The 24,820-nt window shown below is 58.7% G+C and carries 20 protein-coding genes; 8 read left to right on the forward strand and 12 right to left on the reverse strand.

Annotated elements, in window-relative coordinates:
• Nucleotides 1–68: 68 nt before the first annotated feature.
• Together BN4575_RS06110 and BN4575_RS06115 are read left to right on the forward strand one after the other, a co-directional pair.
• Nucleotides 69–3,197: an efflux RND transporter permease subunit gene (locus BN4575_RS06110; protein ID WP_068977539.1), complete on the forward strand. Its 3,129-nt coding sequence runs from the start codon at nucleotides 69–71 to the stop codon at nucleotides 3,195–3,197.
• 44 nt (nucleotides 3,198–3,241) lie between these two features.
• Nucleotides 3,242–3,601 (forward strand): copper-binding protein, encoded by a 360-nt coding sequence (locus BN4575_RS06115; RefSeq protein ID WP_068977540.1) that lies wholly within the window; start codon nucleotides 3,242–3,244, stop codon nucleotides 3,599–3,601.
• A gap of 118 nt (nucleotides 3,602–3,719) precedes the next feature.
• Here BN4575_RS06115 and BN4575_RS06120 read toward each other — a convergent pair whose 3' ends face one another.
• The 6 genes from BN4575_RS06120 to BN4575_RS06145 all read right to left on the reverse strand — a co-directional run bounded on the left by BN4575_RS06120 (nucleotide 3,720) and on the right by BN4575_RS06145 (nucleotide 10,743).
• Complete coding sequence (locus BN4575_RS06120) at nucleotides 3,720–4,637, reverse strand: ABC transporter substrate-binding protein (protein WP_068977541.1); 918 nt, start codon at nucleotides 4,635–4,637, stop codon at nucleotides 3,720–3,722.
• 83 nt (nucleotides 4,638–4,720) lie between these two features.
• Nucleotides 4,721–5,524 carry an ABC transporter ATP-binding protein gene (locus tag BN4575_RS06125; RefSeq protein ID WP_068977542.1) on the reverse strand — a complete coding sequence of 268 codons (804 nt, stop codon included), beginning with the start codon at nucleotides 5,522–5,524 and terminating at the stop codon, nucleotides 4,721–4,723.
• Nucleotides 5,524–6,561: a FecCD family ABC transporter permease gene (locus BN4575_RS06130; RefSeq protein WP_068977543.1), complete on the reverse strand. Its 1,038-nt coding sequence runs from the start codon at nucleotides 6,559–6,561 to the stop codon at nucleotides 5,524–5,526. Before BN4575_RS06130 ends, BN4575_RS06125 begins: the two co-directional genes overlap by 1 nt.
• A 7-nt stretch (nucleotides 6,562–6,568) precedes the next feature.
• Nucleotides 6,569–7,585 (reverse strand): FecCD family ABC transporter permease, encoded by a 1,017-nt coding sequence (locus tag BN4575_RS06135; protein WP_064339787.1) that lies wholly within the window; start codon nucleotides 7,583–7,585, stop codon nucleotides 6,569–6,571.
• Between the two features lie 108 nt (nucleotides 7,586–7,693).
• Nucleotides 7,694–9,661, reverse strand: coding sequence for a TonB-dependent receptor domain-containing protein (locus BN4575_RS06140; protein WP_068977598.1), 1,968 nt, complete (start codon nucleotides 9,659–9,661; stop codon nucleotides 7,694–7,696).
• A gap of 278 nt (nucleotides 9,662–9,939) precedes the next feature.
• Entirely contained in the window at nucleotides 9,940–10,743 is an 804-nt protein-coding gene (locus BN4575_RS06145) for a siderophore-interacting protein (RefSeq protein WP_068977544.1), read from the reverse strand.
• 323 nt (nucleotides 10,744–11,066) lie between these two features.
• Here BN4575_RS06145 and BN4575_RS06150 point away from each other — a divergent pair, with 323 nt between their 5' ends.
• A complete protein-coding gene (locus BN4575_RS06150; RefSeq protein ID WP_042018784.1) occupies nucleotides 11,067–12,584 on the forward strand; it encodes an HD domain-containing phosphohydrolase in 1,518 nt (505 codons plus the stop codon).
• A gap of 145 nt (nucleotides 12,585–12,729) precedes the next feature.
• Here BN4575_RS06150 and pgm read toward each other — a convergent pair whose 3' ends face one another.
• Nucleotides 12,730–14,394, reverse strand: a complete 1,665-nt coding sequence (gene pgm, locus BN4575_RS06155; protein WP_068977545.1) for a phosphoglucomutase (alpha-D-glucose-1,6-bisphosphate-dependent) — start codon at nucleotides 14,392–14,394, stop codon at nucleotides 12,730–12,732.
• Between the two features lie 58 nt (nucleotides 14,395–14,452).
• On the reverse strand, nucleotides 14,453–14,962 hold the full coding sequence (gene seqA, locus BN4575_RS06160; RefSeq protein WP_068977546.1) for a replication initiation negative regulator SeqA: 510 nt from the start codon (nucleotides 14,960–14,962) through the stop codon (nucleotides 14,453–14,455).
• Nucleotides 14,963–15,236: 274 nt separating this feature from the next.
• On the opposite strand from seqA, the gene BN4575_RS06165 reads away from it, so the two are divergent.
• From BN4575_RS06165 to fldA, 4 genes are read left to right on the forward strand one after another with little or no spacing between them, the layout of a single operon-like run.
• On the forward strand, nucleotides 15,237–16,019 hold the full coding sequence (locus BN4575_RS06165; RefSeq protein ID WP_083221004.1) for an alpha/beta fold hydrolase: 783 nt from the start codon (nucleotides 15,237–15,239) through the stop codon (nucleotides 16,017–16,019).
• A 55-nt stretch (nucleotides 16,020–16,074) separates the two neighbouring features.
• Entirely contained in the window at nucleotides 16,075–16,296 is a 222-nt protein-coding gene (locus BN4575_RS06170) for a DUF2788 domain-containing protein (RefSeq protein ID WP_042018776.1), read from the forward strand.
• A gap of 20 nt (nucleotides 16,297–16,316) precedes the next feature.
• A complete protein-coding gene (gene ybfE / locus BN4575_RS06175; RefSeq protein ID WP_042018773.1) occupies nucleotides 16,317–16,613 on the forward strand; it encodes a LexA regulated protein in 297 nt (98 codons plus the stop codon).
• A 39-nt stretch (nucleotides 16,614–16,652) separates the two neighbouring features.
• Nucleotides 16,653–17,177 carry a flavodoxin FldA gene (gene fldA, locus BN4575_RS06180; RefSeq protein WP_042018772.1) on the forward strand — a complete coding sequence of 175 codons (525 nt, stop codon included), beginning with the start codon at nucleotides 16,653–16,655 and terminating at the stop codon, nucleotides 17,175–17,177.
• 65 nt (nucleotides 17,178–17,242) lie between these two features.
• On the opposite strand, the gene BN4575_RS06185 is transcribed toward fldA, so the two are convergent.
• Entirely contained in the window at nucleotides 17,243–17,716 is a 474-nt protein-coding gene (locus BN4575_RS06185) for a DUF4442 domain-containing protein (protein ID WP_042018770.1), read from the reverse strand.
• 242 nt (nucleotides 17,717–17,958) lie between these two features.
• On the opposite strand from BN4575_RS06185, the gene fur reads away from it, so the two are divergent.
• Entirely contained in the window at nucleotides 17,959–18,387 is a 429-nt protein-coding gene (gene fur, locus BN4575_RS06190) for a ferric iron uptake transcriptional regulator (RefSeq protein WP_042018769.1), read from the forward strand.
• A gap of 122 nt (nucleotides 18,388–18,509) precedes the next feature.
• Here fur and glnS read toward each other — a convergent pair whose 3' ends face one another.
• From glnS to nagE, 3 genes are all read right to left on the reverse strand, one after another.
• Nucleotides 18,510–20,171: a glutamine--tRNA ligase gene (glnS, locus tag BN4575_RS06195; RefSeq protein WP_068977547.1), complete on the reverse strand. Its 1,662-nt coding sequence runs from the start codon at nucleotides 20,169–20,171 to the stop codon at nucleotides 18,510–18,512.
• 348 nt (nucleotides 20,172–20,519) lie between these two features.
• Nucleotides 20,520–23,183: a beta-N-acetylhexosaminidase gene (locus BN4575_RS06200; protein WP_068977548.1), complete on the reverse strand. Its 2,664-nt coding sequence runs from the start codon at nucleotides 23,181–23,183 to the stop codon at nucleotides 20,520–20,522.
• A 121-nt stretch (nucleotides 23,184–23,304) separates the two neighbouring features.
• On the reverse strand, nucleotides 23,305–24,783 hold the full coding sequence (gene nagE / locus BN4575_RS06205; RefSeq protein WP_042018764.1) for an N-acetylglucosamine-specific PTS transporter subunit IIBC: 1,479 nt from the start codon (nucleotides 24,781–24,783) through the stop codon (nucleotides 23,305–23,307).
• Nucleotides 24,784–24,820 lie beyond the last annotated feature (37 nt).

Genomic DNA, 24,820 nt, shown 5'->3' on the forward strand with positions numbered 1-24,820 from the left:
GCCATCATTCGCTGCCTAGCAGACAACCGCTCTCCGCTCTCTGTACTTGGTGAGAAAGGAGTTCAATCATGATCCCTTCCATCATTCGCTGGTCGGTGGGCAACCGCTTTCTGGTGCTGTTATTGACCCTCATGCTCACCGCCTGGGGGCTCTGGTCGGTCAAGCAAACCCCGGTGGATGCCCTGCCGGATCTCTCCGATGTGCAGGTGATCATCAAGACGGCCTATCCGGGCCAGGCGCCCCAGGTGGTGGAAGATCAGGTGACCTACCCGCTCACCACCGCCATGCTGGCGGTGCCGGGGGCGACCACGGTACGCGGCTACTCCTTCTTCGGCGACTCCTTCGTCTATGTGCTGTTTGACGACAACACCGACCTCTACTGGGCCCGCGCCCGGGTACTGGAGTATTTGAGCCAGGTGGCCCCCAATCTGCCCGCCTCCGCCCGCCCCCAGCTCGGCCCCGATGCCACCGGGGTGGGTTGGGTCTACCAGTACGCGCTGGTAGACAAAACCGGCAAGCATGACCTCAGCCAGCTCACCTCGCTGCAAAACTGGTTCCTCAAGTACGAGTTGCAGACGGTGGAGGGGGTCTCCGAGGTCGCCACCGTGGGTGGCATGGTGCGCCAGTATCAGGTGCGGGTCGATCCGGACAAGCTGCGCGCCTACGGCATCCCGCTCTCCCTTATCGAGACCGCCATCAAACAGGGCAATCAGGAGACAGGCGCTTCCGTCATCGAGATGGCGGAAGCGGAGTACATGGTGCGCTCCAACGGCTATCTCAAGAGCGTCAAGGATCTGAAGCAGATCCCGCTCGGCACCACTGTGCGCGGCGCCCCGCTGCTGTTGGGTGACGTGGCAGATGTGGTCACCGGCCCCCAGATGCGGCGCGGCATCGCCGAACTCAACGGCGAAGGGGAAGTGGTGGGTGGCATCATTGTGATGCGCTACGGCGAGAATGCCCAGCACACCATCGACGGGGTCAAGGCGCGGCTGGCGGAGCTGAAAAGCAGCCTGCCGGAGGGGGTGGAGATCGTCACCGTCTACGATCGCTCTGACCTTATCCAGCGCGCCATCGACAACCTCTCCGGCAAGCTGCTGGAGGAGTTCGCCGTGGTGGTGCTGGTCTGCCTCGCCTTCCTATTCCATCTGCGCTCGTCACTGGTAGTGGTCATCACCTTGCCCATCGCTATTCTGGTGGCCTTTATCGTGATGCACCTGCAGGGGATCAACGCCAACATCATGTCCCTTGGTGGCATCGCCATCGCCATCGGCGCCATGGTGGATGGCGCCATCGTGATGATCGAGAACGTCCACAAACATATGGAGCGGGAGACGCTCACCGACAAGAACCGCTGGCGCATCATCACCGAGGCGAGCATCGAGGTGGGGCCCGCCATCTTCTTCTCCCTGCTGATCATCACCATCAGCTTCCTGCCGGTGTTCGCGCTGGAGGCGCAGGAGGGGCGGATGTTCCACCCGCTCGCCTTCACCAAGACCTACGCCATGGCTGCCGCTGCGGCGCTCGCCATCACGCTGGTGCCGGTGATCATGGGCTACTTCATCCGTGGCAAGGTGCTGGCGGAGCAGGCCAACCCGCTCAACCGCTGGTTGAGCCAGGGCTATGTGCCGCTGCTCAAGGCCGTGCTGGCCCGTCCGAAAACCACTCTGGCCATCGCCGCCGTGGTGACGGTGGCGGGCTTCTGGCCGCTCAAGTACCTCGGCTCCGAGTTCATTCCGCCGCTCGATGAGGGGGACATCATGTATATGCCCACCACCGCAGCCAATATCTCGGTGGGCAAGGCGCGGGAAATTTTGCAGCAAACCGACAAGCTCATTCGCACCGTGCCCGAAGTACAGAACGTGTTCGGCAAGGCGGGGCGCGCCGAATCGGCCACCGACCCCGCCGATCTGGTGATGATGGAGACCAGCATCCAGCTCAAGCCCCGCGATCAGTGGCGCCCCGGCATGACCCCGGAGAAGCTGAAAGAGGAGCTGGATTCCCTTATCCGCTTCCCCGGTCTCACCAACGCCTGGGTGCCCCCCATCAAGACCCGCATCGACATGCTGGCGACCGGCATCAAGACCCCGGTCGGCATCAAGATTGCGGGGCCTGATATCAAGGTGATTCAACAACTTGGCCAGCAGCTTGAGCAGATTGTCGGGAAGGTGGAGGGGGCGGCCTCAGTCTACGCCGAGCGGGTGGCAGGCGGCCGCTACGTCAAGGTGGATATCGACCGGCTCAAAGCAGCCCGCTACGGCCTCAACATCGCCGATGTGCAGGCGGTGCTCGCCACCGCAGTGGGCGGCATGGAGGTGGGGCAGACCATCGAGGGGCGCGAGCGCTACCCCATCAACCTGCGCTACCCCCAGAGCTATCGCGATTCGGTGGCCAGTCTGGAGCTGCTGCCGGTGGTGACCCCGAGCGGTGCGCGTATCGCCCTGGCGGACGTTGCCAAGGTCTACATCAGCGACGAGGCCCCCATGCTCAGAAGCGAGAACGCACGGCTCAACGGCTGGGTCTACGTCGATATTCGCGGCCGCGATATCGGCTCCTTCGTCGATGAGGCCAAAACAGAGGTAGGCAAGCAGCTGGTGCTGCCGGCGGGCTACGCCCTCACCTGGTCGGGTCAATACGAGTACATGGAGCGGGCCAAGGCGCGCCTTGCCTACGTGGTACCGCTCACCGTCGCAATTATCGTGCTGCTGCTCTATCTGGCGTTTCGCCGCGTTCAGGAGATGCTGCTCATTCTCACCACCTTGCCGCTGGCGGTGGTGGGGGGAATCTGGACCCTCTGGCTGCTCGACTTCAACCTCTCGGTGGCGGTCGGGGTGGGCTTTATCGCCCTGGCCGGGGTGGCGGTGGAGACCGGCGTCTTGATGCTGGTCTACCTCAACCATGCCTGGGATGACCTCGTGGCCAGCGGTAAGCCGGACAAGGCGGGCCTGCACCGGGCGGTGATCCACGGCGCCGCCCTGCGCCTGCGCCCCAAGATGATGACGGTGGTCACCATCATCGCCGGCCTGTTGCCCATCATGTGGAGCCACGGTACCGGATCCGAAGTGATGCAGCGCATCGCCGCCCCCATGATCGGCGGCATGGTGAGCGCGCTGGTGCTGACCCTGCTGGTGCTGCCCGCCGCCTACTACCTGTGGCGCAGTCGCAGCCTTGGCAAGAGCGCGAACCCGCAATCCGAATAACCCGATTTCACGATCCATATTGACTGAACGATGAGGAAACCATCATGAACTACAAGACGCTGACCCTGACATTGCTGCTTGGACTTGCCACCCACACCAGCCTGCAAGCCGAAGAGATGATGCACCATGAAGGGCACGATATGTCCCAGATGGAAGGGATGGATATGCAGATGGCTCGAGAGCAGGTGATGACCAAAGGGGTCATTACCCGCCTCGATGAGGGGAGCGGCAAGGTTGGCATCAAGCATGAGGCGATCGACAACCTCAAAATGCCCCCCATGACCATGGTGTTTGTGGCAGCCGATCCGGCCCAGCTCAAGGGGCTCAAGGTGGGGGATGCCATCCACTTCCACGCAGAAAGCCTGAGCGGCAAGCTCACCGTCACCACCATCCAACCGCAATAAACGGCTCTGGCTCGCCGAAGAGGTCACGATAGACAGTGACAACGCAAGAGGGAGGCATCAGCCTCCCTCTTCTTTGGTCAACCTGTTCATGTGGTCAACCTCTGGCGCGCGATAGCACTCAGCTGCGGGTTTCCAGCAACTGCTCCACATCCTCGATCACCTTGAGGGCCGCCTGCGGGCCGCCGCTGGAGGTCCAGAGCGACCCGTCCACGGCGCCAAAGCGCTTGGCCTTGATCACCGGCAGTTGCTGGAACGCTGGAGTCTGCTCCGCCTGACGCATGGCATCCACCGCATCACCGCTGGCGCTCAGGGTACCGACCACCAGCCAGTCAGCATCCAGCAGGTTGAGGGACTCCAGACTCAGCGCCGGTGAGTGGGGTGCGCCAGTACCCTGCTGCTTGCTTGGGCGTACCAGCCCCATCGACTCCACTACGCTGCTGGCAAAGGTGCCCTGATACATGAAGCTCGGCCCCTTGGGGTTCCAGCGCACTATGCTGATGCTCTCCCCCTGATGTTTGGCCAGCTTGCTGCGGGCCTGAGTCAACCGCTCGGCATACTGCAGCAAGAAAGTATCCGCTTGCTGGTCGCGGTTGAGGGTGTGGGCGGTGCGGCGGAAGCTATCCTGCCACGGCTCACCCCACTTGCTGGTCACCACGGTCGGCGCGATCTCCCCCAGCAAGGTCAGCAGCTCGGGACGGGTCTGGCCTGTCAGGATAAGGTCGGGCTCCAGCGCAATCAGCGACTCCAGATTGGGGCTGTCGAGATCGCCGATCACCTGGATACCCATGCCCGCCTTGTTCAGCAAATAGCGGGGCAAGGTGGGTTGACCACGGCCATTGACGGCGCCGATGGGGGTCAGCCCCAGAGTCAGGGTGCTGTCGAGTTCGAGCTCGCTCAGCACCACCACCCGCGTTGGCTGGGCTGGCACCTGCACCTTCTGGCCAAACGCATCGGTCACTTCACGCATATCCTGCGCCTGAACCAGCGGCGCGGCCAGCATAAGGATGGCTGCAGCCAGGGCGGCAAAACGCTTCATCATCTCACTCCTTCTCGTTGCACGGCCCGGATAATCGGCCGCGTGAATATACTCGGCGGGCCCACAGAGCAGGCCCATATGACTCAACTCGCCGAACGCAGGGCGCGGCCATGTTCGTGGCGACGAGGCACGATAATGGGCGCCCCGTCGCCGGGGGCATGCAGAATGTCGACACTGGTCTGGTAGAGCTGGTCGATCAGGGATTTGGTCACCACCTCCCGGGCCGGGCCCATGGCGGCAATGGTCCCCTCGCCGATGGCGATCAGCTCGTCACAATAGCGGGCCGCCATCGCCAGATCGTGGATCACCAGCAGCACGGTTTTACCCTCGGCGGTGATGCGGTGAATCGCCTCCATCACCTCGGTCTGGTGGCCGATATCGAGGGCGCTGGTGGGCTCGTCGAGCAGCACCATGTCGCTGTCCTGCGCCAGGATCATCGCAAGCCAGGCCCGCTGCGCCTGCCCGCCGGAGAGGGACGCGGCGCTCTGCTGCCAGATGCTTTCAAGCTGCATCCGCTCGCAGGCGCTGCGCACCATGCGGGCATCCTCCTCGCCCCACTGATTGAACCAGCCCTGATGGGGGTGGCGGCCATACTGCACCAGCTGCTCCACCAGAATGCCGGCAGGCAGGGTTGGCCGCTGGGGCAGGTAGGCGAGCTCCCGCGCCAACCCCTTCATGGGGTAGCTGGCAAGCGGCTTGCCCTTGAGCAGGATCTCGCCGCGTTGGGCTTTCATCTGGCCGGATAGCAGCTTGAGCAGGGTCGATTTGCCGCAGCCGTTGGGGCCGACGATCCCCACCAGCTTGCCTCTCGGCACGCTGAAAGAGATGTCCCGCAAAATGGGGGTCTGCTGATAGGCGAAGTGGAGGCGATTTACGGTGAGCGTCATCAGTCAGCCCTCTGGCGATCGTTAACGAGAAGAAACAGCAGCAACAGGCCGCCGAGAATGCGGGTCATGATGCCGGTCGCCACCTCGTGAGGGCTGGCCAGCACCCGGACCAAGGTATCGCTGGCAAGCAGCAGCAAGGCGCCGCTGAGTGCCGCCAGCCAGAGCGGCACCACTCGGTCTTTCACCAGCCAGGAGGCAAGAATGGGGGCCGCCATGGCGATAAAGACCACGGGGCCGCCGATGGCGGTGCCGAGCGCCGCCACCAGAATAGCCTGCGCCAGAATGCCCAGTTGCACCCGATCGCCGTTGACGCCAAGCCCTCGGGCCATCTCTGGGCCAAAGCGCAGCACCGCCAGCGAGCGGGAGAGGTAGACGATCCAGGGGCAGAGCAGCAGCAACAGGATGGCGATGGGGGTGATGGTGCTGTAACCCACGGCGATAAAGCTGCCCATATTCCACAGATAGAGGGAGCTCAGGTGTAGCAGGGCCTGGGTGGACATCACAAACTGGCCGAGCGCCTCGAACAACTCGGAGAGGCCGATGCCGATCACCACGAACAGATAGCCCTGCTCACCCGGTTTGCGGCAGAGGGCATAGAGCACCAGCGCCGCGAAGATGGCTCCGATAGGTGCCGCCCACCAGGGCCAGCTGCCCACGGTCAGATAGAGGGAGAAGACGATGATGGCCAGAGAGGCCCCGTTGTTGACCCCCACCATGTCGGGTGTGGCCAGCCGATTGCGAACCAGAGTCTGCACCAGACAGCCCGAGAGCCCCATGGCCGCTCCCGCCACCACCACCCCAAGGATGCGCGGCAACCGGATCTTGAACAGAGTGAGCTGCTCAAGCCGCGTCCCCTCCCCCAGCAGGGTGTTGACCACCCCGGCAAAGCCGAGCTTGCCGCTGCCAACGCTCAGGGCCAGCAGAGCCAGCGCTAGCAGCGCCATGGCCAGCAGAGCAAGCCAGCGCCAGCTCGGCAGATGGATCAGCAAAGAGCGGTTGCCGGCCCGCAGGCAGAGCATATCGGTAGGTGTACGCATCAGCCCCTCACTTGACGGTCAGCAGGGTACGAAAGCCCCCGCGGTGGACAATGGCGATCAGTACAGGCGCGCCAATCAGGGCCAGAATAACCCCGTTGGGCAACTCGAACGGCTGGATCAGCCAGCGCGCCAGAATGTCGGCCAACAGCAGAAACAGCATGCCGAACAGGGCGGAGAAACAGACCTGCACCGACAGCTTTACCGGCTCTACCAGTCGGCCACAGTAGGCGGCCAGAAAGCCGACAAAGCCGATGGGGCCGGCGATGGCGATGGCACTGGCGGTAAACAGGGTAGCGGCCAACAGCACGCCAATTCGCACCCGGTTTGGGCGGATCCCCAGCGCTTGGGCCTGACTGTCCCCCATCTGCATCAGGGTCAGCTGGCGACAAAGCAGCAAGGTGATGACAAACGCCGCCAGCACGAAGGGCAGCACGGCGATGATGGCATCGAGATTGGCCGCCGACAGGGAGCCGAGGTTCCAGAAGCGGTACTGCTCCAGCACCATCTTGTTGGAGAGCAGCAGAAAGCTGGAAAGACCGCCGAAGGTGGCCGAGAGCGCCACCCCGACCAGAATGAGCTTCAGTGGATTGGAGCGACCAATCATCATGCCGAGTCCCAACACAATCACGTTGCCGAGCAGCGCGCCGAGGCCGGCCCAGAGCAGATAGCCATAGGCAGACTCCACACCAAACCAGGTGAGCCCCACCACCAGCGCAAAGACGGCCCCGGCGTTGACCCCGAGCAGGCCGGGCTCCGCCAGCGGATTGCGGGTCGCGCTCTGCAACAAGGAGGCCGCCAGAGATAAAGAGGCGCCGACCACCATGGCGCAGAGGGTGCGCGGCAGTCGCAAGGTATTGAGCACCATGGCGAGCTTCTCGTCACCAGCCCAGCGGGCATCCCCCATCAGGTAGCCGAGCACCTCGCGGGCACCATAGACGCCCGCACCGGTGGCGAGCGAGAGAGAAAGCAGTATGAACAGGAGGAATAATCCCAGCCAGAACAGCGAGGTCTGGTCTCTAAACACCCTTTAACTCCTTATGATTGCAATGCCATCTTGTTGACACAAAAGCCGTCATCCGAGGTGATACCGTGGCAACAACGGAAGCCCGCCAGTGCGGGCTCCGCTCAGCCATTACAGCTTGTAGGCCACACCGGCATAGACAGTGCGCCCGTCGAGGATCTGATCGGCCTCGGTGGCAACCCAGTCACGCTTGGTATTGGTCAGGTTGTTGAGCCCGAACTTCAGATCCAGTGCCCGGGTGGCGTTCCAGACTGCCCCGATATCCAGGGTGTGGAATCCGGCGGTGGTCTCATAGGTGGTGCCGCTCATGCGCGGAACCGGCAGGATCTGGCTGCCGGTGTAGTTCCAGCCGAGCTGGGTACTCAGGCTCTCGATGACCTGCCACTCCAGCTTGGCGTTGGCGGTATGCTCCGGCGTCCGATAGAGATCCTTGCCGCTGGTCTTGTCCTCTCCGTCGATCAGGGTGACGTTGCTGGAAAGGGTCAGTGTATCGGTGATATCAAACCAGCCGCTCAGCTCCACCCCCTTGATGCGGGCCTTGCTGACGTTCTGATAGGTCATCACCGCCGGACGCCAGGTGGAGGTCCATGCCTCGCTCTGGATCTTGTCCTTGATATCGTTGTGGAAGGCGGTAACCCCGGCGCCCCAGAACGAACCATCATAGGCGGTGCCCAGCTCGTAGCTGACGGCGGTTTCCGGTTTCAGATCCGGGTTGCCCACTACGGCGCAGCGACCGCGACAGGCGGCTACCGCATAATCCGGGTTGGACTGGGCAATGGTCGGCGCCTTGAACGCCTTGCCAATCCCGCCCTTGACCACCCAGTTGTCCGTCAGGCTGTAGAGGGCATAACCGCGGGGGCTGAACTCGGTGCCATAGGTCTCGTGGTGATCGACCCGGCCACTCAGGGTCAACGCCAGATCGCCAAAGCCAAACTCATCCTGCAGATAGAGCGCGCTCTGGTTGACGCTGACATCGCCCCCCTTGAGGTTGACGTTATGCTTGAGTTCGGTGATGCGGTACTCGGCACCACTGGTCAGCAGGTGGCTGCCCAGATTACCGCTCAGCTGGCCATCGAAGGTGTGGTTGGTCTGGCTCACATCGCCGCTGGTCTTGCTCAGCGCCGTCATCAGTTCGGAGTCGTCAAACAGGTCAACCTGCTCGAAGGCATAGCCGACCCGGCTGTCGAACTGATCCCAACGGCCGACGTGAGTGGCATTGAGCCCCAGTCGCTCCATCTGCTGGATATTGCGCGGCGTCTGGCCGTAGTTGTTCCAGTGGGCCTCCCGATCGTCTTTGGCGTAGTTCATCCCTACATCCAGATCCTGACGATCATCGATCAACCATTTGACGTTGGAGAGGATCCCCAGCTTTTCACGCTGCTCGATGGCATCGGCCTTGGGGTTGATGCTCTGCTCGCTCTGCCAGGCATCCCGGTGATTCCCTTCTACCACCAGGTTGGCCAGCAGCTTGTTGTCGATCAGCGCCCCGCCCACATAGGCGCTCGCCTTGTTGATAGTCCCGCCGTGACCATCGGTGGGATCGCTGAAGGTATAGGTGGCCGCCGCTTCGGTCTTCTCCCCGGGTTGGCGCAAGATGACATTGACCACCCCACCCAGCGCATCGGCACCGTAGAGGGAGGAGATAGGGCCACGGATCACTTCGATACGCTCGATGGCCGCCATCGGGATGGCGGAGAGATCGAAATCATTGCCATAACCGGAGGTAAGGGCGTCGCGGGAGCTGATGCGCCGGCCATTGACCAGCAACAGGGTGTAATCCCCCTCCAGCCCGCGCAACTTGATCTCGCTGCGGCCGTAGCTGGTGGCGGGGCTGATATTAACCCCCGGCAGCTGTTTCAGGGCACCGGTGAGATCATTGACATTGAGCTTGTCGAGCTCGGCCCGGGTCACCACCGAGACACTGGCCGGGGCGGTCAGCTCGCTGTGCCGGGTTTTGGTCGCCGTCACCACCATGGTTTCATGAGCGGCGGCAGGCGCTGTCCCTTGGGCCAGAACTGGCAGGGCAAAAAGGGACAACACCAGCGGATGCACTGCAAATCGTCGGGATGATGTACGCATCATCAACACTCCACATAAAACAACCAAGGCCAACACCACCGACATCCCTGTCTGACCTCGCCAGACCCGGTGCAAAGTGATGGAGTTCATTGGCATGAACTGTTGTCCATGCCCCATCACCCCGAACATCAGTGCATTACGGCAGGGCCTGCGTTGTGCTATGCCACTCGCAGCCATCAATAACAAAAACGCCGTGCCGACTGACATCGGGACGGCGCAATACTAAATGCAAATCATTTTTATTTGCAAACGTAAATCAGGTATTCTTTCGCATCCGCTTAATTATCCATCACATCGTGACGAGTCTGGTGATAGGCCTCTTCACTCTTGCCCCGCCGCCAGTACGGCACGGCGTAGAGCGACTGGCGATCCACCTCGAGCACGGACCGAAAATGGCGGCGCAGCGGCAACACCAGCGCCTCTTCCCCACCCAGCCAGAAGAAGCCGCCATCGCGCACCAGCGGCAGAGCAACCACATGCTCCAGCAGGCCGCTAGGCTCGGGCTCGCCGACAAACCAGTGACAGCGCACCCCGACCGGCAGCGTCAACGGCTGAGCATCCGCCTGATCCGGCACCAGTATGGCGATCTCCCCTCTAGCATCGGCAGGCATCACCTCGCACATCGCCATGATGGCGGGCAAGGCGGTGAGATCCCCTACCAGACAGTAGTGATCGGCCGGTTGCAGCATGGGGTTGGGGCCACCCGGCCCGGAGAGGATCACCTTATCTCCCGGCTTGGCATGAGTGGCAAAGGCGCTGGCTGGCCCGCCGTCACCGTGCAGCACGAAGTCGATGTCGAGCTCCTGCGCGTCGCGGCGAAACGCGCGGATGGTGTAGGTGCGGATCACCGGCTTGTCAGCCGGGTCACTCCAGCGCGGGCCGCTCGGGGTCATGGCAGGCAGCACCGGCTCCACCTGATGGGGCTGGGCCAGCATCACCTTGATATGGGCCCCGCCGCAGGTAAAGGGATAGTCAGCCAGCTCGCTGCCACCAAAAGTGATGCGACGCAAATGGGGGGTAATCCGGGTAACGGCCTTGACTGTCAGCAGACGGGGGCGATTGGGAGGCAGAGATGGGGACACGATGGGGCTCCTCGTTGAGTGTGTCACCCATGCTACACGCAAATAGGAATTACTATCAAATAAGATTATTTCTCGTCTAATAGGGGTGTTAGGATTCAAACATCACCAACCACTACCGCTAACACCCCAATCCAGAAATAGGCTTTATGCACGCTAGCCCCATGATTGGGCAAAGAAAGCTGCCGGACAACGCAACTGTCACAAAGGGTTCCATTTGCTTATTTCGACCATAGATTTTCGAGATCAAATATAATTTCTCAATAAGTTTCCTATCCTTAGTTAAGCAGTTAATGTAAGCACAGGATGCCAAACAGGATTGTATGATGGATGACCAAATCCTGATTATTGATGATGATGATCTCGCGCTTCCAAGCACGCAGCAAGCAGGCTGGAAGGTGATGATTGTTGACGATGAGCCCGAAGTGCATCGCATCACCAAAATCACATTGAACAAATTCGAGTTTGACAATCGTCCCATCGATTTTCTGCATGCTTATTCTGCGGCCCAGGCCAAAGAGTTACTTGCCGTAACACCGGACGTGGCATTGTTGCTGCTGGATGTAGTGATGGAGGTCGACCACGCGGGTCTCGATGTCGTGAAGTATGTCCGTGAAGAGCTGCAAAACAAGATGGTACGCATCGTGTTGCGTACTGGCCAGCCCGGCCAGGCGCCGGAAGATGATGTGGTCACCAACTACGACATCAACGATTACAAGGATAAAACCGAACTAACTTCCCAGAAGCTGCGCACTCTGCTGCGAGCCAGTCTGCGCTCCTATCGTGATATCCGCACCCTGGAGAGCAACCGTCAGGGGCTGGAAAAAGTCATCGAAGCCTCCAAGGGGATATTTGAGAAACGGGCGTTACGCCAGTTTGTCGAGGGGGCACAAGAACAGCTTAGCGCCCTGCTCCACCTTGGCGAGACCCAGATATACGATGTCAAGCAGTACGCCTATGAGGTCAGGGATCAACTGCTGGAGCCACTGCTGCCGGGCCATGCAGCCATATTGCTGACGGAAGCGCCCGAGATCCTCCGTCAAGCCATGCACATGCAATGCAATATCTATGGCATCAACCAGATGGTGCTCTATTGCCAGAACCCACGCCACCATCTGTTGTTCCATATCGAGACCACTCGGCAACTCAGCCAGATGGATACCGGGCTGCTGACCCTGTTCACCGAAAACATCATTGTGGCGCTTGAGAACATCCGTCTTAACGAGGTGATCGCCGATAACCAGCGGGAAATTATCTACCGCATCGGTGAGTTGGTTGAAACCCGATCCAAGGAATCGGGCCTGCACGTCAAACGTGTGGCGCTCTATACCGAGCTCTTTTGTCAGCTGCTTGGTATGAGTGAAGAACAAAGCGAATTGATTAAACGGGCGTCCCCTTTGCACGATATTGGCAAAGTTGGCATTCCTGATGCCATCTTGCACAAGCCGGGTAAATTAACACCTGAAGAGTGGGAGGTAATGAAAACTCATGCCCAGCTCGGGCAGGATATGCTCTCCGGCAGTGATCTGGCGCTGTTCCAAATTGGTGCCACCATCGCAGGCAACCACCATGAAAAGTGGAATGGTGGCGGCTACCCTCGTGGTCTGAAAGGGGATGATATACCGCTGGAGGGAAGGGTTGTGGCGCTAGCAGATGTGTTCGATGCCTTGGGCTCGGATCGCTGCTACAAAAAAGCCTGGCCGCTGGACAAGGTGCTGGCCCTGATAGAAGAAGAGAAAGGGCAACACTTCGATCCACAGCTGGTCGAGCTGATGATGAGCAATTTGGACAAGTTTTTAGAGATCCGTGAACAGCACAAAGACGTCTATATTGGCGAACACTAAAGCTGGATCGTTGCCAGCGATAGCTCAATAAAAAAACCGAAACCCATTGATGGGTTTCGGTTTTTTTTATCTAACAAAGATGAGCTAATGTCTGCCCATAGCTAACATATTGAGCCCTGCCTCGTTCTGGAGGCAAGGCTACTAATTAGACGCCAGCCTTGGCCAGTGCCGCAGAGACGATCTGCTGGGCCTCTTGCTGGATCAGATCCAGGTGTGCCTCGCCCTTGAAACTCTCCATGTAGATCTTGTAGATGGACTCAGTGCCAGAGGGACGAGCCGCAAACCAGCCGTTCTCGGTCACCACCTTGAGACCGCCGATGGCGGCATCGTTGCCCGGTGCCTTGGTCAGCTTGGCGATGATGGGCTCACCGGCGAGCGTTGAGGCTTCCACCAGTGCCGGATCCAGTTTGGAGAGCACCGCTTTCTGGGCGCTATTGGCTGGGGCGTCGATACGACGGTAGCTGGAGCGGCCAAACTTGGCTTCCAGTGCATCGTAGTGGGCCTGGGGATCCTTGCCGGTCACCGCCAGAATTTCGGCCGCCAGCAGCGCCAGAATGAAACCATCCTTGTCGGTGGTCCAGACTGTGCCGTCTTTGCGCAGGAAGGAGGCGCCAGCGCTCTCTTCGCCACCAAAGCCGAACTCGCCGCTGTAGAGACCATCCACGAACCACTTGAAGCCAACCGGCACCTCTTTGAGGGTACGGCCAATCTCGCCAGCAACCCGGTCGATCATCGAGGAAGAGACCAGCGTCTTGCCGACTGCAGAATCGGCAGACCAGCCGGTGCGATGGGTAAACAGATACTGGATTGCCACCGCCAGATAGTGGTTCGGGTTCATCAGGCCGGACTTGGTGACGATGCCGTGACGGTCGTAGTCAGGGTCGTTGCCAAGGGCGATGTCGAACTTGTCTTTAAGCGCAATCAGGCTCGCCATGGCGAACGGGCTGGAACAGTCCATCCGGATCTTGCCGTCTTTATCCAGGGTCATGAAGGAGAAGGTCGGATCGACCTTGTAGTTCACCACCTCGATATTCAGGCCATAGGTCTTGGCGATAACGTCCCAGTAGGCGACGCCGGAGCCGCCCAGCGGGTCGACACCGATCTTGATGCCCGCGTTCTTGATGGCATCCATGTCCAGCACGTTCTTCAGGTCATCCACGTAAGGGGTGACATAGTCGTGCTCCACCACGAACGGGCTCTTGAGGGCTTCGGCGAACGGCATGCGTTTCACGCCAGCCAGGCCCGCTTCCAGAATGGCGTTGGCACGGTCTTCCACCCACTTGGTGATCTCCCCTTCAGCGGGGCCACCGTGGGGCGGGTTGTACTTGAAGCCACCATCTTCCGGCGGGTTGTGAGACGGAGTGATCACCACACCGTCAGCACGGGCAGCAGGCTTGCTGGCCCCTTCTTTGCCAGAGTTGTAGCGCAGGATGGCGTGAGAGATGACCGGGGTCGGGGTAAAACCGAGGCCAGCCTGAATGCGAGTTTCGACACCATTGGCCGCCAGCACTTCCACCGCGCTGGCAAAGGCGGATTCAGACAGGGCGTGGGTATCCATGCCGACAAACAGCGGGCCAGTGATACCGGCCTGTTGGCGATACTCCACCAGTGCCTGGGTCACCGCCAGAATGTGGGATTCGGTAAAGGCGTTGTGCAGGGCGCTGCCACGGTGACCGGAGGTGCCAAAAGCAACCCGCTGTTCGGGGCGGCTCATGTCCGGCTTGTTGAGGTAGTAGGCGCTGACCAGACGGGGGATATTGGTCAGGTCGCTTAAGCGGGCCGGTTGACCGGCGTGGGAATGCTGAGCCATAGCGTGTTCCTTGCGTAATGGCGGCCTTGGCGGGCAAGGCCTGAGTCTTGATAAGTCGTTAAATAGCGCCACACACCTGCGCGATCACCTCTTCGCCATAGCTCATGCTGGCCATCATCTGAGCCACCATGTTTTGCTTGCGACGAGTGTTGGTATTGGTGATCACCCAGAATGGGGTTTCCGGTACCGGCTTGGGCTTGGTGGTACTGCCACTGGCGCGCAGAGCCTCAGGATCCCGCGAGAAATAGACCCGAGTACGGCCCTTGATTTCGGTCGCTTGGGTAAACCCGGCGGGGTCATCCCCATAGAGGGTGCTGAGCACCCGCATAAAGCGGTTGATAGACTTCTCTTCTTTTTGCAGCTCACCAGAATCAAGCAGGAGTTGCAGCCCCTGCTGCGCGGTTACCACCTTGGGCTGTGCCACAGCCACTGGCTCGGCAGCGGGCACACGTGCGTGAGCAGGCTGTTCCAGCAGGCGACGCAGGATATCGGAGGCACTCTCACCAATGTGCCGGGTCTGGCTGGCGATATAGAAGTAGAGATCGTCATCAAGCTCGATGGTTTTCATAGGGATGCGCTGGACTCGTCGAAATTCGGATGCGGCGATTATACATAGGCAAACCCGACAGCCCAAGCAAGGGGCTGGCAGATGTACATGAATCTCATCGAGAATACGGCATAATAGCGGGCCAAGTGTGTGATCAGCCGCACTGATAGCCGATCTGGACGGGATTTTTTAGAAAAAAAACCACATTTATTTCTCATCCGTTGGACGAAATCCTTTTCTTTCCAGTGCGTTAAATAAAATCGCGATACGCCCCCACGACCGACAAGGTGTCATTTTGCAACAAAACAGCATATTGAACTTCAAGGAGCAGGGTCAGGGCCCGGCGGTCATTCTGATCCACGGCCTGTTTGGCAGCCTCGACAACCTCGGCCTGCTGGCCCGCCCCCTCTGCGAGCAGTACCGGGTCATCAGCGTCGATCTGCGCAACCACGGCGCCTCCTTTCACAGCAGCGAGATGAGCTATCCGGCCCAGGCGGCCGATATCCTGACCCTGATGGATCGGCTGGCGATTGCCGAGGCCACCCTGATTGGCCACTCGATGGGGGGCAAAGTCGCGATGCAGGTCGCCAAGCTGGCGCCAGAGCGGGTGACCAGGCTGGTGGTGGCTGACATGGCGCCGGTCGCCTATCCCCACTCCCGCCACCAGAATGTCTTTGCCGGGCTGAATGCCACCCTGAACACGCCGCCGCAAAGCCGCAGCGAAGCGGAAGCCATGCTGGCGCAGCACATCGAGATCCCTGGGGTACGCCAGTTCCTGCTCAAATCCTTCGCCAAAGGCGAGCATGGCTGGGGCTGGCGCTTCAACGTCCCCGCCCTTGAACAAAACTACGCCAACATCATGGGTTGGCCAGCGGATGAACACCGCTTCGAGGGCCCGGTGCTCTTTATCAAAGGGGGGGATTCTGACTATATGCAGCCGCAATACAGCGCAACAGCGCTGGCTCAATTCCCGGCGGCAAAGGTGCGAATCATCGCGGGTGCGGGCCACTGGCTACATGCGGAAAAACCGGCCTTGTTCAACAAATTGGTTGTGGATTTCCTGTCGATAGGCGGTTAACAGTTTCAAATCCTTTGTGATATAGTGCGCCGGTCATAAGGAGTGTGCGCAATCCATGCTAAGTGAACATATCGACCTGATCGAAAGTGTAGGCCTGAAATTATTTTTTCTGGCCATCTTCATCTTGATTGGTCTTGCCATTCATGACGTACTCAAGCGCGGCAATGTGCCCCGTTTTGGCCGTTTTGTCGTCTGGTTGGTACTGTTTCTGGGTTGTGCGGGTTTTGTCGCCAAGGGGCTGATCGAACTGGGCTGGGAAGGCTCAGGACTCGGCTAACTTATTTTCATCTGTGATGTATGGCCAAACAGCAAACTGATCGAACAACACTGGATCTGTTCGCAACTGAGAAGCGCCCCGGCAGGCCAAAAACCAATCCACTCCCCCGCGAGACCCAGCTCAAGATCAACAAGCGCAATCAGCTTAAGCGCGATCGAGACAATGGGCTCAAAAGGGTAGAGTTAAAGGTGGAGGCCGAGTTGCTGGAGCGCCTGAACCAACTTGCGTTACAACAGAACATCAGCCGAGCCGAGCTGATCCAATCTATTCTGAAACAACAGACTGAATCCGCCTTTGCGGTGGAGACCTCAGTCTGAGCGTTAAGCATTAACACCAAATACGGGTAACTAAACACTATGGCAAGTGTAGGTCTGTTTTTTGGCAGCGATACCGGTAACACCGAAGCTGTCGCCAAGATGATCCAGAAAGAGCTGGGCAAGCAACTGATTGAAGTCCGAGATATTGCCAAGAGTAGCAAGGCCGATATCGAGAGCTTTGACCTGCTGATGTTCGGTATCCCGACATGGTACTACGGTGAAGCTCAGGCCGACTGGGACGACTTCTTCCCTGATATGGGTGAAATCGACTTCACCAACAAGCTGGTTGCCATCTTTGGTTGCGGTGATCAGGAAGATTACTCCGAGTACTTCCTCGACGCGATGGGCACTCTGCGTGACATCGTCGAAGCCAAAGGCGCCATCATCATCGGTCACTGGCCTACTGCCGGTTACGAGTTTGAAGCTTCCAAAGCGCTGGTCGATGACAAGCACTTTGTCGGTCTGGGTATCGATGAAGATCGTCAACCCGAGCTGACCGCCGAACGCGTCAAAGGCTGGTGCAAGCTGTTACACGAAGAGATGTGCCTGGGCGAGCTGGAGTAATCCGCTCACCCTTACCTCTCTTAAGGGCCCCGATGGGGCCCTTGTTGTATCTGTGATGTGGCCGCTTATCCCCCCCTGTGCTCCGGTTTGGATCTGACATACAGCGTCCGTTTCACCTGCGCTACCAACTCACCACTCTTGTCCTGTACCGTCACCTCGAACTCGGGGAAGTGCTTGTTACCCCCCTCGGTCGCCGCCACTATCTCGGCCAGCTTGCCCTCGGTCAGATTGAACTCAGCCACCAGCTTGCCCTTGCCCGGTTTGATGTAGTTGATGCTGCCCGCCTTGTCCCAAACGTAATAGCGATTCTTGAAGTAGCCCATCAACATCAGCGGATAGATGGGGTCCGTCATGGCAAACATGCTGCCGCCAAACTGGGTGCGGTTGGCATTCTTGTTCCACCAACGGGATTTCAGGGTCACCCGGCAGTAGCGAAAGTCATCGCTCAGGGTCTCTATCTTGATACCGGCGCCCCAGAAGGGGGGCCAGGCATTGAGTGCGCGGCGCACCCAGGCCGCATTGCCAAAAAGCCAATCCATGGTTCTCATCCGACCAGATGTGTGAAAGTTACATACTATCAACATCTCCAATACCAGCAAGTCGGATCACACGATAGATTATTTCAATCCAGCCCCCCATTCATGGCTAAAGCCTTTGAATTACTGGGTTTATTTTTAGGGATAGGGCGACCTATAATGACAGGCCAAGCGAGTTCAAGGTTGCCATTCCAGTGGCAGTCCATCAGAATAACCTCACCTTCGAGAATGCGAATAAGTAGAATATGGCAGACAACAACCAAGCGTTAAAAAAGGCCGGGCTCAAGATCACCTTGCCCCGGGTCAAAATCCTGGAAATCCTGCAACAGCCGGACTGCCAGCACACCAGCGCCGAAGATCTCTATAAACGACTGATCGACCTGGGTGAAGAGATTGGTCTCGCCACCGTCTATCGCGTTCTGAACCAGTTTGATGATGCTGGTATCGTGACCCGTCACCACTTCGAAGGTGGCAAGTCGGTATTCGAACTGGCGACTCAGGAGCACCACGACCATCTGGTTTGCCTCGACTGCGGCAAGGTGATCGAGTTTTCCGACGAAGTGATCGAGCAGCGCCAGCGTGAGATCGCCAAGAGATTCAATATCCGTCTCACCAACCACAGCCTCTACCTCTACGGTCATTGCGCGGCAGGTGATTGCAAGCACGACCATTAAATCGGGCTATCACACTCGATAACGGACAATAGACGGACAACAAAAAAGCCAGCATCAGCTGGCTTTTTTGTTGTCCGATTGGCAGCAGAGAAGAGCAGGGTCTCCCCTGCCCTTGTCGCCACTTAGCCTTCGGCCTTACCCCAAACATCGCGCAGGGCAACGGTGCGGTTGAACACCAGATGCTGCGGGCTGGAGAGCTTGTTGTCGGCGCAGAAGTAGCCTTCACGCTCGAACTGGTAAGCCTGTTCCGGCTTGGCGCTCTTCAGAGAGGCCTCGACACGGGCACCCTCGATGATCACCAGTGAATCCGGGTTCAGCGCGGCTTCGAAGTCATCCTCGGCGCCCGGGTTCGGCACCTTGAACAGACGATCGTAGAGACGCACTTCGGCTGGCAGGGAGTGAGTGGCGCTGACCCAGTGGATCACCCCTTTCACCTTGCGGCCATCGGCCGGATCCTTGCCCAGGGTCTCGGGATCGTAAGAGCAGTAGATGCAGGTGACCTTGCCATCGGCATCTTTCTCGATGCGCTCAGCCTTGACCACATAGGCATTGCGCAGACGCACTTCCTTGCCCAGCACCAGACGCTTGAACTGCTTGTTGGCTTCTTCTTTGAAGTCCGCTTCGTCGATGAAGATTTCGCGGGTAAAGTTCAGCTCGCGGGTTCCCATCTCGGCATTGCTCGGGTGGGCCGGGGCAGTCAGTACTTCATCGGTGGCCAGGTTCTCGATCACCACTTTCACCGGATGCAGCACGGCCATGGCGCGCGGGGCATGCTCGTTGAGATCTTCGCGAATGCAGGCTTCCAGCATGCTCATCTCAACGATGTTGTCCTGCTTGGTCACGCCGATGCGCTTGCAGAACTCGCGGATGGCGGCCGGGGTGTAGCCACGGCGGCGCAGACCGGAGACGGTCAGCATGCGCGGGTCATCCCAGCCATTAACATGCTGCTCGGTCACCAGCAGATTCAGCTTGCGCTTGGACATGACGGTGTATTCGAGGTTCAGACGAGAGAACTCGTACTGACGGGGGTGGCAGTCGATGCTGATGTTGTCCAGCACCCAGTCGTACAGACGGCGGTTGTCCTGGAACTCCAGGGTACAGATGGAGTGGGTGATCCCTTCCAGGGCGTCCGAGATGCAGTGGGTGAAGTCATACATCGGGTAGATGCACCACTTGTCACCGGTCTGGTGGTGGTGAGCAAACTTGATGCGGTAGATAACCGGATCACGCATCACCATGAAAGGGGACGCCATGTCGATCTTGGCACGCAGGCAAGCGGTGCCTTCGGCACACTCGCCGTTCTTCATCTTGGCAAACAGCGCCAGGTTCTCGGCCACGCTGCGATCGCGGAACGGGCTATTTTTGCCCGGCGCAGTCAGGGTACCGCGATACTCGCGCATCTGCTCGGCGGTCAGCTCGTCCACATAGGCCAGACCTTTTTCGATCAGCTCGATGGCATAACCGTGCAGCTTGTCGAAATAGTCAGAGGAGTAGCAGATCTCGCCGCTCCACTCGAAGCCAAGCCACTGTACGTCCTGTTTGATGGACTCGACGTATTCGATGTCTTCTTTCACCGGATTAGTGTCATCGAAACGCAGGTTGCACTGGCCCTGATAGTCACGGGCAATGCCGAAGTTCAGGCAGATGGACTTGGCATGGCCGATATGGAGATAACCGTTCGGCTCGGGCGGGAAACGGGTATGCACGCTGCTGTGCTTACCACTGGCCAGATCTTCATCAATGATCTGACGAATAAAGTTAGTTGGGCTGTTCGCCTGAGTCATGGCTCACCTCAAAAATGCGTCACTGGCGGAAGTCGTGCCGGTTGGCACCCTCATACCCCCGCCGTCAAGCCGGATATGATCCCTCATTACGCGTCCTGCCTCAACCTGAATTTGGCCGTTACCAGCCATTGAGCAGCTAAAAAAACCGAGGTTTGCCCAATTTTAAGCAGGCATCATAAAAAAGCCCCGCACAAGGCGGGGCAGAAAGTGATGAAAAACAAACAGACAATACACACACACAACAAAGGCTCACACGCACAGTCAACCTTTCCCAAACCCGATACATCATCCATCGCCCTTGGGAAAGGCGGGTCTTGCGACCCACCTCATGTTAACGGTTGACGGCTATCAGTTCAGTTCGGTGACGCGGCTGGTGCGCTTGCCATCGAAGCTGGTGGTACGCAGGTAGACCTTGCCATTTACGCTCGGCTTGGCCGCAGCATCGTAGGTAGTCCAGGTGGTGCCATCCATGCTGTACTGGATAGGCAGACCAGGCAGATCCACGTTAGCTTCCAGCACACCGTTGACTACCTTGGCACCCGGTACAGAGAGACGGTATTCAACGCCGCTCTGATCCAGCTTCGGCAGCACGCGCTGACCCAGCAGGTTGGCAAACTGGTTCCACTCTTTGTTGAGGGTGGCCTTGTTGACATGCTTGGTCTCGCCGGAGAACTCACGACCCTTCACATAGTTCAGCTCGAAGCCACCTTTGTGCCAGGCACGCTCGGCCACGGAGAAGATACGCGGGTAGACCATATACTCGTACTGAGCATCGGTACGCACGGTTTCACTCCACTGCTGACCGGAGATCCCCTTGAACTTGACCGGATCCTGGTCACCCTTGGCCACGAAGGCGTTGCCGTCGCGATCAACCGAGGTCTCGGCGTTCTGCGGCAGGTTTTCCGGGGCGAAGGCGAACACCTTGCGCGTGTCGTTGAAACGGGTTGCCCAGTAGTAGCCACGCTCAGCCGGGTGTACTTCGTTCGGGAAGTCGAAGTAGAGGTAATCCGGGTTGGACAGGACCACTTCGTAACCCTTGTGCGCCCACTTCATCGCTTCGTTGAAGCCACCCCAATAGAGGGTCTCCCAGAAGTTGACACGAGTATTGTCGGTCGCAAAATCTTTGGAGTTGGCTGCGTACTTCAGACCATCTTCCCATGCCTGCAGGGTTGACAGGCCGCGGTCCTTGACCATCTGGCCCACTTCCTTGGCGAAGTAAACCGGCAGCTCGCCCACTTCCTTGATCTTGCCATCGTCGATCATCTTCTGGCACATCGGGGACTTGCCAAACGGCTTATCCTGCTTGCTGGAGTCGACGTTGCCTTTCCAGGCGACCAGCTCTTCTTTCTTGGTGACGGCCGGATCCTGATAGCCACCACCCTGCATGATGTTCTTCGCCTCATCACCACCGTAATGCCATGCGGTCAGCGGCTGACCGGCGGCCTGGTGCATCTGGGCCACTTCATCCATCACCTTGGCAACGAAGGTGGCAGCACCCGGCTGGCAAGGGTTGATGAAGGACATCTTGTCGTAGAACTGGACCGAGGTAACGTTGGAGGTGTCAGCCGGGTCAGTCAGACGGAACTGGTTGGCTTCGGCTTCTTTGCCTTCCGCCATCAGACGCTTGTAGCGCGCTTCCATGGAGACCACGGCAGCACGGGCGTGAGCCGGCATGTTGATCTCGGGCACCACGGTCACACCGCGGGCCTTGGCATAACGCACCAGATCCACGTAGTCAGACTTGCTGTAGAAACCGGAACCCTGGTTGTCGCTGGTCGGGCCGGAACCCAGTTGCGGCATCAGGCACTTGGTTTCGGACTCGTCGTGGCAACGCTGGCTACCGACTTGAGTCAGCTCCGGCAGACCCGGGATCTCCAGACGCCAGCCTTCATCGTTGGTCAGCCCCAGATGCAGCACGTTGAGCTTGGTGGCAGACATCTGATCAACCAGCTTCTTCATGGTATCCAGGCTGCGGAAGTGACGGGCCACGTCGGTCTGCATGCCACGGTATTCAAAGCGCGGCGCATCCTCGACGGTCATCTGGCTCACCAGCTTGTCATCAACACCCAGCAGGGAGATCAGGGATTGCGCACCCCAGTAAGCCCCGTCGATATCATGACCCTGGATCACAGTCCCTTTTTTGCCGATGGTCATGTCATACCCTTCGGCCTGCTTGAGCTTGCTACCAAGTTTGATGGTGACTGGATAGCCGGTGTCGGAGAGGGTAACACCCAGCTTGGTCAGTTCAGCCTTCAAAACCTCGGCGCGATCGCTCGGCAAGTCCAGAGCATTGAGTTTGATGGTAGAGAAGTCAACCTGCGGGCCAGCTTTGACCACTTGCTTGAGCGGGGTCGGCAGGATCTGGTTGTCAATCTTGCCAGCGGGCAGCAGGGTGCTGGTCTGGTTGGCAGCGAAACGGGTTTCGCTGTTCATCAGGATGTTCTTGTCATCCTTGGTGCGCTTCCAGCCATCGGCCGGCATCGGCTTCTCATAGGTGCTGGCATCATTGATATTGCTCATGCTGGCCAGTACTTTCGGCTCGGCACCTTCGCTGGCAACATACCAGTTCGGCATGATGTCAGATTCGAACAATACCCAGTACTCCACCACCAGCGGCACTTCGACGGTGGCATCCTTGGCAAAACCCTGGAACTTATCGGTTGGCGTCAAACGATATAGGTCGCCAGTCATGGGGGTGATGGTGAACTGGTCATTATCCACACGCTGGATACGACGAATGGAGGAGATGTAGATGCTCCAGTCTTTGGAATCCACATCCGCACCGGTATTGGTCAGATGCAGCTTGGCAACGCCACAGCTTGCCCACTCGGAACCGAGCGCTTGGCAATCGAGGCCTGCGCCGGCACCGTCGTTGGTGACCACTTCATACTTGACCACCAGATTGCTGGCGAGGGAGTCAACCACGGCTTGCTTGGCGGCATCAGCTGCCAGGGCGGGGCCTGCAAAAACGGTAGACATGGCAATGGCTAACAGAGAATGTTTCAAGTTCATAACTGCTGCTCTCATTTGAAGTAAAGGTTGGATTTTCTTGGCTTTTTTATATTGGGCCCCTGAGCGGGGCCCTTAATTATGTCAACAATGGACTTAGACTTGAGGTGAGCGAGTCGCTCGATTAACGCAGGGCTTTCATCTCACCGGCGATGATTTCGGCCAATGGGCCCAGAATCACCTGCAGGTTCTGCTCACCGAGTTTGACCACACCGGCCGCACCTAGGGCTTTCAGCTTGCGCTCATCGACGATGCTGCGATCTTTCAGAGTCAGACGCAGACGGGTGATGCAGGCATCGATGGAGACCAGGTTCTCTTGACCACCCAGCACGTCCAGGTATTGCTTGGCCAGCTCGGTACGGTTGGTAGATTGAGCCACTGCCGGAGCTGTGTCTTCGTCATCTTCACGACCCGGGGTTTTCAGGTTCAGCTTGGCAATCACTACACGGAACACTGAGTAGTAGATACCGAAGAACACCAGACCCTGAGCAATCAGCATGTACCAGTTGGTCGCCAGCGGGTTACGGCTGGAGAGCACCATATCCACCAAGCCAGCACTGAAGCCGAAACCAGCCATCCAGTGCATGGAGGAAGCGATGAACACAGAGATACCGGTCAGCACAGCGTGGATGACATACAGTACCGGCGCTACGAACATGAAGGAGAATTCAAGCGGCTCGGTTACCCCGGTGAAGAAGGAGGCAAAGGCAGCTGCGATCATGATGGAAGCAACTTTCTCTTTGTTCTCTTTCTTGGCGGAGTGGTAGATGGCCAGCGCTGCACCCGGCAGACCGAACATCATGATTGGGAAGAAGCCAGCCTGGTACATACCGACTACGCCTTTCACCTGATCCAGGCTCTTGCCAGCAGCCAGAGCGGCATCGATGGTAGCCTGACCACCCAGGAAGTTCGGGATGTCGTTGATACCGGCCACGTTGAACCAGAACACGGAGTTCAGGGCGTGGTGCAGACCAATCGGGATCAGCAGACGGTTGAAGAAGGCGTAGATACCGGCGCCAGTGGAGCCCAGGCTCACGATGGATTCACCGAAGGAGACCAGACCACCGTAAATGGCTGGCCATACCGCCATCAGGATGAAGGAGACGACGATCATCACGACGGAGGTTACGATCGGTACCAGACGGCGACCGGAGAAGAAGGAGAGTGCCTTGTGCAGCTCGACGCTGCTGAAGCGGTTGTACAGCTCAGCGGCGATAACACCACACAGGATACCCACGAACTGGTTGCTGATCTTGGCAAACGCGGCAGGAACTTCTTCCAGCGGGATGCTCTTGATCTGGGCAACTGCACCCGGGCTCAGCAGGGTGGTAACGACCAGGAAGCCGACCAGACCTGCCAGCGCAGCAGAACCGTCTTTATCCTTGGACATACCGTAAGCAACACCGACTGCGAACAGTACGGACATGTTATCGATAATGGCTGCACCCGCTTTAATCAGGAAGGCAGCCAGCGCGCTGTCACCACCCCAACCATTCGGGTCAATCCAGTAGCCAACCCCCATCAGGATCGCTGCGGCAGGCAATACCGCTACCGGCACCATCAGGGCACGGCCGATCTTTTGCAAATAACCGAGAATGTTCACGGTTCCTCTCCTTAGTTAATGTTTTTCTAGAAATTAA

Source organism: Aeromonas sp. EERV15, from assembly GCF_900079845.1.
GTDB classification, from domain to species: Bacteria; Pseudomonadota; Gammaproteobacteria; order Enterobacterales; family Aeromonadaceae; genus Aeromonas; species Aeromonas sobria.

Excerpts from the sequence above, each read along its gene's own strand:
- fldA (WP_042018772.1), top strand. The coding sequence starts at position 16,653 with ATGGCAAGTGTAGGTCTGTTTTTTGGCAGCGATACCGGTAACACCGAA.
- BN4575_RS06140 (WP_068977598.1), bottom strand. The coding sequence starts at position 9,661 with ATGCGTACATCATCCCGACGATTTGCAGTGCATCCGCTGGTGTTGTCC.
- BN4575_RS06200 (WP_068977548.1), bottom strand. The coding sequence starts at position 23,183 with ATGAACTTGAAACATTCTCTGTTAGCCATTGCCATGTCTACCGTTTTT.
- BN4575_RS06170 (WP_042018776.1), top strand. The coding sequence starts at position 16,075 with ATGCTAAGTGAACATATCGACCTGATCGAAAGTGTAGGCCTGAAATTA.
- seqA (WP_068977546.1), bottom strand. The coding sequence starts at position 14,962 with ATGAAAACCATCGAGCTTGATGACGATCTCTACTTCTATATCGCCAGC.
- BN4575_RS06185 (WP_042018770.1), bottom strand. The coding sequence starts at position 17,716 with ATGGATTGGCTTTTTGGCAATGCGGCCTGGGTGCGCCGCGCACTCAAT.
- BN4575_RS06130 (WP_068977543.1), bottom strand. The coding sequence starts at position 6,561 with ATGCGTACACCTACCGATATGCTCTGCCTGCGGGCCGGCAACCGCTCT.
- BN4575_RS06120 (WP_068977541.1), bottom strand. The coding sequence starts at position 4,637 with ATGAAGCGTTTTGCCGCCCTGGCTGCAGCCATCCTTATGCTGGCCGCG.
- BN4575_RS06110 (WP_068977539.1), top strand. The coding sequence starts at position 69 with ATGATCCCTTCCATCATTCGCTGGTCGGTGGGCAACCGCTTTCTGGTG.
- BN4575_RS06115 (WP_068977540.1), top strand. The coding sequence starts at position 3,242 with ATGAACTACAAGACGCTGACCCTGACATTGCTGCTTGGACTTGCCACC.
- glnS (WP_068977547.1), bottom strand. The coding sequence starts at position 20,171 with ATGACTCAGGCGAACAGCCCAACTAACTTTATTCGTCAGATCATTGAT.
- fur (WP_042018769.1), top strand. The coding sequence starts at position 17,959 with ATGGCAGACAACAACCAAGCGTTAAAAAAGGCCGGGCTCAAGATCACC.
- BN4575_RS06125 (WP_068977542.1), bottom strand. The coding sequence starts at position 5,524 with ATGACGCTCACCGTAAATCGCCTCCACTTCGCCTATCAGCAGACCCCC.
- pgm (WP_068977545.1), bottom strand. The coding sequence starts at position 14,394 with ATGGCTCAGCATTCCCACGCCGGTCAACCGGCCCGCTTAAGCGACCTG.
- BN4575_RS06150 (WP_042018784.1), top strand. The coding sequence starts at position 11,067 with ATGGATGACCAAATCCTGATTATTGATGATGATGATCTCGCGCTTCCA.
- ybfE (WP_042018773.1), top strand. The coding sequence starts at position 16,317 with ATGGCCAAACAGCAAACTGATCGAACAACACTGGATCTGTTCGCAACT.